Below are 11,180 nucleotides of genomic sequence, written 5' to 3' on the forward strand. Positions count from 1 at the left end.
TTGATGAGCTTCAGCCAGGTAAAATCAGCCGGCAATGCCGGTGGGTATTACACCGGCAAAGATAACTATTACGTCTTGGGGAGCATGGACGACCGTTGGTATGGCGAGGGGGCTAAACAATTGGGATTGTCGGGTGCTGTCGATAAAGCGGTGTTTACCCAGTTATTGCACGGGCGGTTGCCCGATGGCGCCGATCTCTCACGAATGGAGAACGGTGTGAATAAACATCGACCTGGGTATGACCTTACGTTTTCTGCGCCAAAGAGTGTTTCAATGATGGCCATGCTAGGTGGTGATCGGCGGCTGATTGATGCTCACAATCGGGCTGTGGATGTCGCCCTGAAGCAGGCGGAGGCTTTGGCCTCCACGCGCTCAATGCGGAATGGCGTTTCAGAGACGGTACTTACCGGTAATCTCATCATTGCCCGCTTTAATCATGACACCTCGCGCGATCAGGACCCACAGCTGCATACGCATAGTGTGGTGATCAATGCGACACGAAAGGGTGATAAGTGGCAGGCGTTAAGCAGTGATACGGTGGGGAAAACCGGGTTTTCTGAAAATATTCTCGCCAATCAGATAGCCCTGGGGAAAATTTATCGTCAAGCCTTGCGTAGCGAAGTCGAGGCGATGGGTTATCAGGTTGAGGTGGTCGGCAAACATGGCCTGTGGGAGATGAAAAATGTGCCGGTGGAAGCCTTCTCCCAGCGTAGCCAGGCCATCCAGGAGGCGGTCGGGCCGGATGCCTCGTTGAAATCCCGCGATGTGGCAACACTCGATACCCGTAAAGCGAAGATGGCCATCGATCCTACCGAAAAGATGGCAGAATGGATGGCGACCCTTAAATCGACCGGATTTGATATCCAGGGGTATCGGGAGGCCGCAGCACAACGGGTGACGCAAGGGCACGTCCCTGCTCCCGCCGAGCCTGCGGCTGTTGATATGGCTAAAACGGTGCGCCAAGCGATATCCCAACTCAGTGAGCGTAAGGTGCAGTTTACCTATTCGGACATGCTGGCCGCCACGGTCAGTCTCCTGCCTGCCACCGACGGGGTGATTGCCCGGGCGCGTGCCGGTATTGATCACGCCATCGAGCAACAGCAACTCATTCCGTTAGATCGTGAAAAAGGAGTATTCACCTCCGATATTCATGTGCTGGATGAGCTCTCCGTGCGAACGCTGGGCCAGAGCCTGGGGGAGCAAGGGCACGTTACGGTCGGCGCAATGGCGTCATCGTCCTCCCGGCATGATTACAGTCCGCTGGCGCAACAGGTGATGACCGAGCGCCCTCCGCTCGCGATGTTAGCCAGTCCCGGTGGTGCCGGCGTGCAGCGTCAGCGGGTGTCTGAGTTGGTGCGGGCGACCCAGGCGTTGGGACGCGAGGTGCAAATCCTGGTATCCGACGCCAAATCACAGCGTTTTTTACAACAGGATGCGGTGCTGGGCCAGGCCGCGATATTCCCGCAACGCGTGCTCAACGACGGCATGGCGTTTACGCCAAACAGTACCCTGATCGTGACGGAGGGGGAAAAACTGACCTTAAAAGAGACTGTTACGTTGCTGGATGGGGCGCTGCGCAACAATGTTCAACTGTTGATCCTCGATACCGCCCAGCGGCAAGCGACCGGCAATGCCTTGAGTGTACTGCGCGAGAGCGGTATTGATACCCTGCACTATGCGCAAACGGCGCTCGTGGAAACGCAGATCCTGAGTGAGCCTGACAAACCGTCCCGCTTTGCGCGTTTAGCCGACGATTACGTGGCGGCACGGCAGGCGGGTGATCCGGTGGTGGCACAGGTCAGTGGGCCGACCGATCAACAACACCTTACCCGGGCGATCCGCAGTGCCATGAAAACGCAGGGTGCATTGGGACAGCCTGACACGGCATTGATGGCACTTGAGCCGGTCTGGCTGGACAGCAAAAACCGGCTTTCCCGTGACACCTATCGCGCGGGAATGGTGATGGAGCGTTGGGATGCCGAGAGCAAAACGGCGACCCGTTATGTCATCGATCGTGTCACCGCACGCAGCCATACCCTGACCTTACGAGACGAACAGGGCGCGACGCAGACGCTGCGTCTTTCGTCCCTGGACAGCCGTTGGTCATTGTATCAGCCGCAGACGCTGGCGGTCAGTTCGGGGGAGCAACTGCGTGTACTGGGGAAAATGGAGGGACTGGCCTGGCGGGCGGGGGACAGTCTGCAGGTACAGCAGGCTGATGAGGCGGGAATACAGGTCGAACGTCAGGGGCAGATGCAGCGCCTGGCAGTGGGGAAGACACCCTTTACCGCTATCAAGGTGGCATACGGCTATGTGGAGGGCCTGGGCCGCTCGGTGAATGATAAGGCGCAGGTATTGGCGGCAGTGGCACACAATGATTTGAATCAGGGCACCCTGAATCGCCTGGCGCGTAGTGGTAGCCGCATTCGCCTGTACAGCGCGCAGGCAGAAGATAAGGTGGCTGCCCGCCTGGGGCGGCACCCGGCCTTTTCTACGGTGACAACCCATCTCAAGCAGGTCGCGGGCCAGGCGGGTTTAGAGGAAGCCCTAACCCGTCAGCGGGCAGCCCTGCATACGCCAGCACAGCAGGCTCTCCATCTGGCTGTTCCGGTGTTGGAGCGGGAAGGGGGATCACTCACCTTTTCTCGCGTATCGCTATTAGCCCAGGCTCAGGAGGTGGCGGGCGGGCAGGTGCCTCTCTCCGTTTTAGCGGACACTATCCAGACGCAAATTCGGGAGGGGGCCTTGATATCGGTGGATTCAGCGCCGGGTCATGGGAACGATTTGCTGGTATCACGCGCCACGTTTGAGGCGGAAAAAAGTATTCTCCGCCATATTGTAGAGGGAAAAGCGGCGGTGACGCCACTAATAGTGAACGTCCCTGAGTCACATCTGGCGGGACTGACGGCGGGGCAACAGGCGGCGACCCGCATGATCCTGGAGACGCCCGATCGTTTTACCGTGGTACAAGGGTATGCCGGCGTCGGGAAAACGACCCAGTTTCGGGCCGTGATGTCGGCCATCGCCACGCTGCCGGAGACGGCGCGCCCCCGGGTGATGGGGTTGGGGCCGACGCATCGGGCGGTGGGAGAGATGCAGGCGGCTGGTGTTGAGGCACAAACTCTGGCTTCCTTCCTGTTTGATACCCGTCAGGCCCAACAGCAAGGTGAAGTGGCGGATTTTTCCAATACGCTGTTTTTGATCGATGAAAGCTCGATGCTGGGTAACAGCGATATGGCCAGTGCTTATGCCTTGATTGCCCGTGGTGGCGGACGCGCAGTGGCCAGTGGTGATACGGATCAGCTGCAGGCGATTTCACCTGGACAGCCGTTCCATTTGCAACAGACGCGCAGTGCGGCGGATGTGGCCATCATGAAAGAGATTGTGCGGCAAACGCCTGCGTTGCGGCCGGCGGTCTATAGCTTGATTGCCCGGGATGTAGCGGGCGCATTGGAGACGGTGGAGCGGGTTAGCCCACAGCAGGTTCCCCGCCAGGCACAGGCCTGGTTTCCGCCCAGCTCTGTCATGGAGATAAAGAAAGAGCTTGACGCATCACCGGATGGCGTTGACGCAGTATCGGCAACGTTGTCCCCACCCGTCCCGGCGACGCTCCATGATGCCATTGTGGCGGACTATCTTGGCCGGACACCCCAGGCACGAGACAATACGTTGATCATCACGCATTTAAACCAGGATCAGCGCGCAGTGAATGCCTTGATCCATGATGCGCGGGTGGCCAGCGGGGAGCTGTCGAGAGAAGAACGCCCCCTTCCTATTCTGGTGAGCGCCAACATCCCGGAGGGGGCGTTGCGGCGTCTTAGCACCTGGAAAACGCATCAGGATACGCGCCCGCTCCTGGAAAATATCTATCACCGTATTGTCGAGGTGGATGAAAAAAATCAGCTGGTGACCTTGCAGGATGAGACAGGGCGTCAGCGCGTCCTCTCTCCCCAGGAAGCGGTACGGGAGGGGGTCACGCTCTACCGCTCCGATACGATCACGGTCAGCGTCGGTGATCGTATGCGGTTTTCAAAAAGTGATAGTGAGCGAGGCTTTGTGGCCAACAGTACCTGGACGATCAGTGCCATAGAGGGTGACGGTGTCACCTTGACCAATGGCAACGCGACGCGGGTTGTTCATCCTTCTACCGATCAGGCAGACCGCCATATTGATCTGGCCTATGCCATCACGGCACATGGTGCGCAGGGGGCGAGTGAATCCTTTGCCATTGCCCTTGAGGGGGCAGCGGGTAAGCGTCGGTATATGGTCAACCACGCCTCGGCTTACGTGGCTCTGTCACGCGCCAAGCAGCATGTACAGGTCTATACCGATAACCGTGAGGCGTGGGTAACGGCTATCCAGAAAGCCAATCGCGGGGCAACCGCACATGAGATTTTACAACCCCGTGGCGAGCGTACTGCCGATAACGCGGCACGCCTGCTCGCGCAGGCCGTACCGTTGTCTGCGGTGGCGGCAGGGCGCGCAGTCTTGAAACAGGACGGATTGGATGCGGGCACCTCATTGGCCAGGTTTGTCGCACCCGGGCGAAAATACCCGCAGCCCCATGTGGCGTTTCCGGCATTTGATGAAAACGGTAAGGTGGCGGGCGCCTGGTTGAGTCCTTTATCGCAAGGGGATAAACCGGCTGCGGTGGTATTGCCGAGAGAGGGGCGTCTTTTTGGCAGTACAGCGGCACGGTTTGTCGCGTTACAGGCCAGTCGAAATGGCGAGAGCCGACTGGCTGCAGGCATTGAGGAGGGGGTAAAGCTGGCCGCCCGCTTTCCTGATGCCGGCATTGTGGTTCGCTTGCAGGGGGAAGGGGTTCCCTGGAATCCGGGGGCGATGACTGGCGGGCGCGTTTGGGCTGATGCGGGGGAAACCGGGCAAGGCACATCGGGGGAAGCAGCCAGGTTACCGCCCGAGATCCTGGCCTTGCGCCAGTCGGAGGAGGCCGCGCGGGTCGCTCTGGAGAAGCAGGCCGAGAAAACGGCGCGGGAAATGCTGGGGCAAAAAGAGAAACCCTCACCCGATGATGTGGCGCCAGAGAAAATGCGGCAGATTGTCGATGAGGTGGTCAAAGGCGGTGCTGAGCAGGTGCCGCATCCGGCGGATACGCTGCTGACCTTACCGGATCATCAACAGTCCGCCGTTGAGCAGGTTGCCGAGCGTTTACAACGGGAGCGCTTACAGCAGATGGAGCGTGAGCTGGTACGCGACAAGACCCTGGCCGGGGACTGACGCACCCCGATTAAAATCAGGGTGCCACCCCAGGCCAAGAGGAGACGTTCAATGAGAGTGGATGTGATGCCGTCAGTTTTTCAGGGATTAGCCTGTCGCTGGCAGTGGAGTGCCGGGCAATGTGATGTGCTCAAAGGGGTCGCATTGTTGTTGATGGTGCTTGACCATGCTAACCGGGTCTTTGGCTTGCACAGTGAGGTCATGCTGTGGCTGGGGCGGGGGGCCTTTCCGCTGTTTGGGCTGGTGTGGGGGTACAATCTGGCCAGGCATGCCGGCATACGCCAGTCGAATCTCAACGCCCTGTGGTGTTGGGCGATGATCGCCCAGCCTGCGTATCTGTTGGCCGGGTTCCCGTGGTGGCAAGGGAATATCCTGTTTGTGTTCGCGGTCACCGGGCAAGCCTTGCGTTGGTTTGAGCAACGACAGGGGAGCAAGGGGATACTGGCCGCGACAGGGCTTACCCTGATTTGGCTTCCCTTCTCACTGACAAGCTATGATCTGGCGGGCGTCGTGATGTTAGTGGCCTGTCGCTACCTTTTTGTGCCCATGGCGGCAGCGGAGCGCCGGCTGGTTGCCCTGCTGTGGGGACTGAGTGTTCTGATGTTGAATGTTAATATCAGCTGGGCAGCGGCGGTGAGTGGCCTGGTGCTGAGTGTAGCCGTCGCGCAGGGGGGCCTGCGATGGTCTGGTCAAGGGCGGTTTTGGCCCTCACATTTTTTTGTGGTGACATATACGGTACACCTGGCTGTATTGAGTTGTGTGGCCAGTGTGATGTGAACAGGGAGATAAGATGAATACAGAAAAGCGGCCAACATTGAGTCTGAAGCGTAAACGACCCGTTGAAGAAACACCGGCTGCGGCAGCGGATGCCGCTCCTGTGGTTGTCCGTCGCAAGAAAGTGGTGGTGGTGAACACGCCCCCCCCCTGGAAGGTGAAGAAGCAGAAGCTGGCGGCACAAAAGCAGGCGGAGGAGGCGAAACGGGCGCCGACAAAAGCGCCGTCTGTCACGCCGCCACCCACCACCCCGGCCAGGCAGGATAAAAAATGCCCACCGAAGCCGCCGAAAGGGGTGGTATTGATGCCATTGGCGGAGGCCGTTGCCCTGATGAAACCCCATTGGCCTGGGCTGTTTGAGGGAGACACGCCGCGTTTGCTGCAAATCGGGTTACGGGATGCGTTGCTGGCTGACATTGTTACGCGCGCGCTGCCCTTGTCACGCAAACAGCTGCGCCGCTGCCTGAAACGTATTACGCGCTCGACGACCTATTTGCGCAGTATGGTTGTCGGTGCTTCCCGTTATGGTATTGATGGCCAGCCGGTTGCCACGATCACGGAGGAGGAGCAGCAGTATGCGTGCGCCCGAATTGAATCCTATCAACGGCGAAAATCAACCTCCGCTAACCGCATTTAGTTTTATTTATATTTTATAAAATTGTGTTCGCGCCTTGATTTAATATCGGGGAGTGAACGCAATTGAACAACCGTAGGGCGTTAGTTTTCTTGCATTTTACAATATGTAAGTTTTCATAATGACATTATTACTGCCGTTATTTTATGATTGCCATTGTCGCTTTATTATTTGGCAACATAGCGGCCAATCGGAGAGCGATCATGTTCTTTATCTTTTTAGGGCTTGCTCTATTTATATTATTATTTATTATCTGGCTATCGGCGCAAGGAGGAAAACGGGATCATCCCTTATGGCGCGCCTTGCTGGCGGCGGGCATCAAGCCGAAAGAATCGGATAGATTACTGTGTCAGCAGTGTTCATTTACGGCCAAGCCACAATTGATGACCGCGCGTGAATATGCCTTTTTTTCCGCGTTATCGCCGGCGACTGGCGCGCATTACTGGTATTTTTGTCCCCAGGTGCGTGTCGCCGATATTGTTGAGGTTTCGTCAGCCTGGAAAAAAGGTAGCCGTCAATGGTGGTGTTTATTCCGGCTTATTTCACAGTGGCATTGTGATGTCGTGGTTATTGAGCGAAAAACAGGCCGCATTATTGCGGCGATTGAACTGGATGATGCAACGCATCAACAAGCAAAACGTATACGGCGCGATATTGTGCTCAACGAAATTTTTCGTCAGGCACAGATACCGTTATGGCGAGGAGATGCTCCCGAGGGGCTCATCCAGCAGGTACACCATTATCTTCAGGCTCGAACGACTGCAAGGTGACGCGGCCTTTTCATCATTCTGATCCTGTTGCAGTCTGTACGCCAAAACAGGCCGAAAACGGGTTAATTTTTTGGGGTGTCTGTAGTATTCTTGCGGGAAGCACTTTTTCTGCCCCCTCATCATCACCGATGAAGAGGGTCAAGGACAGGATACAGACAGACGAATTTATGGCGGGCCACGCCGCAAGGTGGCAGGGAGCTGGTGAGGGGGAGATGTTACTCCGCGCCAGAAAAGCGAAAACCCCGATAATCTCTTCACTTTGGCCGGCGAGGAAGATTAACGGGGCTCACTCAGATACTGCATAGAAGCTGTTGCTCTATGCAGGGAGTATAAGATCATGCTCAGAAAACTGCAATCCTTTCTGTGCTCCGTACTCTGTCCGCGCAACATAAGCGCAGGGCGGGGTGTATAGCAACCTTTCTCAGTCGATTGCCGATAACCTGTCCCTCTCGCCAACCCGGCGGGGCGCGGCCAATGCGGCTCGTAAGGGGCAGCGTAAAATCCATCGCCGCTATCAGCCTCAGCTGTGTTGTCGCGTATCGCGCGGGATGGCCTCTAAAGTGGTCGCCCGGATTAGCCGTCACGATTGGAATTGCAATGGCGATCTGATTGCCCTGCGCCAGCGGGGATATATTCCCTATACCTATCGTCATGATCCGCATTTTGTGCCCAAACCGATGCGGATCAGCACGCGCTCAGAGAGCCGTGAGGCTCTAACTGTTCTCTCCCAGGCGTTGGCTGCACACACGGACTACAACCCGGATAGCGACTATCCCTTCGAAGTGATGGTACCGTTTGAGCAAATCGCCTCGGCGATGGGAGTACTGCACGTTTACGAGAGCGGTCGCAAAGCTTACGACGTTGCCTTGCATGCCCTCTCAGTGATAGAGCAGCTGGGCTATGTCATTGTGCTGCATACCCAGGACAGCGACAGTGGCCAGAACAAGCCGCTGCGTATCTGGCTATCCGAGACGTTCTTTACCTCGCGCGGTATCCAGGTCGATGAAATACGCGACTGGTTGGGCAAATTCAAGCGCTGGGCGATGAAGAACGGCCTGACAGAGACACTGCGCCAACGCTATGAAAAACACCTGGTGCGCATTGAGCATATCGGTATTGACCTGAAATCCCGTCACTCATTGCGTAACCGGCTGCGCCAGATTAAGCGCTGGGTGGTCAGCCCGGACTTGGCGCGAGATAAGGCTCAGGCCGTGGCCAAGATAGAGCAAACCTTGGCGCAACGCTCGGCGCTGGAGCAACAACTGGATGAGACCAATCAGAACATCCGGCAGCTGGCCAAGGGTAAAAAACAAAACAGCTACTACCAGCAGTTTACGCAGTGGTCAATAAACGGTGGTATGACGACCATTCACGTGATGATGCTTCAGGAGGCGCTTAAACAAGAGCACCCTGGACTGCTGCAGCAGGACGCGGAGGCGTTCTACAAGTTGCTGCTTGAACGTGCCGGCGCCTTTAAAATCTAAACCTTCCCCCCTTTAATCCCTCACGTTTTCGCCTATCAACGCGAGGCCCTCGCTTACCTTGCGATTGGGTAGTAGCACAGATTTTGAGCGTTACTCTCTTCCTATCTCTTCGATATTCATGGATTTTCGGTGATGGCCAACTTGGCCTACCCCTATAGCACATGAAATAAACAGTTAAATTCGAAGTAACAGATTAACTTCGAAGAGGTACCCAACATCATCGTTAATTTCGAACGTTGTTTCTGAACAAAAGCCCTTTTAAAAAAGGGAGTAAGCATCGAGCTAGCCTTACGGCTGCTCTCGATGGTAGCTCCCTCGTTTCACTCGGGCACAAACCCTTCCCTGGCAACACCAAAGCCAACCGGCAACGACATTTAAAAAATACCTCCCATCGCGTTGCGACGGGCCCCAAACTCCGCCTAGCTAAACACCACCGCCAAACTCACCATCAGTACCGCGCCCAGCGGAAACCACAACGCCCATCCCACCACTGAAAAGCGCCGCCGCCCCGGCCCAAAGGGCCGGGATGATGTCGCTTTTAATGATGGGTGTTGTAACTAAAATTAATCGCTGCTGGATAAAATGCTATGCCTAGAAGATTAGGTGTAACACGCCCGTAAGCGGCCCTAACGGCCCGCTAACGCGGAGATACGCCCCGACTACGGCTACGCCTTGTCGTGACCACTCCGACGGCGCACATTCCCGTCTACGCTCTCTGTTAGCGGATTATAGCTTTGCAGGGCAAGGGATGGGTAAGGTGAAACCTATCAAGAAAGTAACCGGCTGCGCCGGGCGACGGCGCCAGTCACTAACAGTATTCTATTCAACATCTGTTGGCGCCTCCATGCCGCCTTGCGGCATCCAAAGGACGGGGTGCGCACAGCTTGCCCGTCCGGCGTGTTGTGATTTGGGCGCTTGGTGATGTGGCCGCACGCTATCTGCAGGCAGAGTAAAATGTTAATATAGCCGAATGAAAAAACATCCAGCGACTCCTCACGACAGCGTATTCAAGGCGTTCCTCACTCACCCCGAGACCGCCCGGGATTTTCTGTCTATTCATCTGCCGCCGGCACTGCGGGAAATCTGTGACCTCGATACGCTGCAGCTGGCCCCCGGTTCGTTTGTCGAAGAGAGCTTGCGCCCCTATTACAGCGACATACTCTATTCGCTGAAGACCCAGGATGGGGATGGCTACATTCTGACCCTAATCGAGCACCAGTCGCGCCCCGATAAGCATATGACCTCACGATTGATGAGATATGCTATCGCCGCGATGCAACAGCACCTCGATGCCGGCCACGACACATTGCCTCTGGTGATACCCATCCTGTTCTACCAGGGGCAGACGTCACCGTATCCCTACAGCATGTCCTGGCTACAGGAATTTGCCAACCCGGAGTTGGCCAGGCAGCTATACTGCGGTGATTTCCCGTTGGTGGATATCACCGTCATTCCGGATGACGACATCATGCAGCACAAGCGCATCGCCTTGCTGGAGCTGCTGCAGAAGCATATCCGGCAACGGGATGTAGCCGAACTGCTAAACCAGGTGGTCACGTTACTGTTGGCAGGCTACACTACCGAAAAGCAGGTGCGCACCCTGATGAACTACATGTTCCAGGTCGGGGAGACACAAAACCCGGAGGCCCTGTTAACCACTCTGGCATCGCAAGTGCCGCAACATGGAGACACGCTGATGACCATCGCTGAACAACTTGAACAGAAAGGCATGCAGAAAGGTATGCAGCAAGGCCGCCAAGAAGGCCGCGTAGAAGGCCGCGTAGAAGGCCTCGTAGAAGGCCGCCAGGAAGCCCAACGCGAAATGGCGCGCAACATGCTGGCCATCGGTATCGATCACGCTACGATTATGCAGGTGACCGGTTTAACCGCCGCTGAGCTCGAGCAGGTTCGACATTAATAGAATATGCCGCCGAGGTATTTTCCCTCTCCCCTGCCTTACTGTTAGGGAGAGGGACCGCCTAACTCAGAAAAAATGGCACTGTTGCAAAGTTAGCGATGAGGCAGCCTTTTGTCTTATTCAAAGGCCTTACATTTCAAAAACTCTGCTTACCAGGCGCATTTCGCCCAGGGGATCACCATAATAAAATGCTGAGGCCTGGCCTTTGCGTAGTGCACGCATCACCTCAATACCTTTGATGGTGGCGTAAGCCGTCTTCATGGATTTAAATCCCAGCGTGGCGCCGATTATCCGTTTCAGTTTGCCATGATCGCATTCAATCACGTTGTTCCGGTACTTAATCTGTCGGTGTTCAACGTCAG

8 protein-coding genes are annotated in these 11,180 nt (G+C 56.3%); 7 read left to right on the forward strand and 1 reads right to left on the reverse strand.

Annotated elements, in window-relative coordinates:
* From traI to ACEQFP_RS15160, 7 genes are all read left to right on the forward strand, one after another.
* Positions 1 to 5,238 carry a conjugative transfer relaxase/helicase TraI gene (gene traI, locus ACEQFP_RS15130; RefSeq protein ID WP_068872231.1) on the forward strand — a complete coding sequence of 1,746 codons (5,238 nt, stop codon included), beginning with the start codon at positions 1 to 3 and terminating at the stop codon, positions 5,236 to 5,238.
* Between the two features lie 51 nt (positions 5,239 to 5,289).
* A complete protein-coding gene (gene traX, locus ACEQFP_RS15135) occupies positions 5,290 to 6,015 on the forward strand; it encodes a type-F conjugative transfer system pilin acetylase TraX (RefSeq protein ID WP_139108610.1) in 726 nt (241 codons plus the stop codon).
* A 13-nt stretch (positions 6,016 to 6,028) separates the two neighbouring features.
* A complete protein-coding gene (gene finO, locus ACEQFP_RS15140) occupies positions 6,029 to 6,649 on the forward strand; it encodes a fertility inhibition protein FinO (protein WP_068872229.1) in 621 nt (206 codons plus the stop codon).
* A gap of 200 nt (positions 6,650 to 6,849) precedes the next feature.
* Positions 6,850 to 7,416: a DUF2726 domain-containing protein gene (locus tag ACEQFP_RS15145; RefSeq protein ID WP_068872228.1), complete on the forward strand. Its 567-nt coding sequence runs from the start codon at positions 6,850 to 6,852 to the stop codon at positions 7,414 to 7,416.
* Between the two features lie 337 nt (positions 7,417 to 7,753).
* A complete protein-coding gene (tap, locus tag ACEQFP_RS15150; protein ID WP_074428771.1) occupies positions 7,754 to 7,828 on the forward strand; it encodes a RepA leader peptide Tap in 75 nt (24 codons plus the stop codon).
* Positions 7,821 to 8,900 (forward strand): Replication protein, encoded by a 1,080-nt coding sequence (locus ACEQFP_RS15155; RefSeq protein WP_370547116.1) that lies wholly within the window; start codon positions 7,821 to 7,823, stop codon positions 8,898 to 8,900. The genes tap and ACEQFP_RS15155 overlap by 8 nt, the downstream gene beginning before the upstream one ends.
* A gap of 970 nt (positions 8,901 to 9,870) precedes the next feature.
* On the forward strand, positions 9,871 to 10,818 hold the full coding sequence (locus ACEQFP_RS15160) for an Rpn family recombination-promoting nuclease/putative transposase (protein ID WP_068872226.1): 948 nt from the start codon (positions 9,871 to 9,873) through the stop codon (positions 10,816 to 10,818).
* Positions 10,819 to 10,947: 129 nt separating this feature from the next.
* Here ACEQFP_RS15160 and ACEQFP_RS15165 read toward each other — a convergent pair.
* Positions 10,948 to 11,180 (reverse strand): DDE-type integrase/transposase/recombinase (locus ACEQFP_RS15165; RefSeq protein ID WP_031956726.1); only part of this gene is annotated, 233 nt, incomplete at its 5' end.

Source organism: Edwardsiella sp. A.80236 (genome assembly GCF_044540725.1).
Lineage (GTDB): Bacteria > Pseudomonadota > Gammaproteobacteria > Enterobacterales > Enterobacteriaceae > Edwardsiella > Edwardsiella tarda.

Excerpts from the sequence above, each read along its gene's own strand:
- ACEQFP_RS15145 (WP_068872228.1), top strand. The coding sequence starts at position 6,850 with ATGTTCTTTATCTTTTTAGGGCTTGCTCTATTTATATTATTATTTATT.
- finO (WP_068872229.1), top strand. The coding sequence starts at position 6,029 with ATGAATACAGAAAAGCGGCCAACATTGAGTCTGAAGCGTAAACGACCC.
- ACEQFP_RS15160 (WP_068872226.1), top strand. The coding sequence starts at position 9,871 with ATGAAAAAACATCCAGCGACTCCTCACGACAGCGTATTCAAGGCGTTC.
- traX (WP_139108610.1), top strand. The coding sequence starts at position 5,290 with ATGAGAGTGGATGTGATGCCGTCAGTTTTTCAGGGATTAGCCTGTCGC.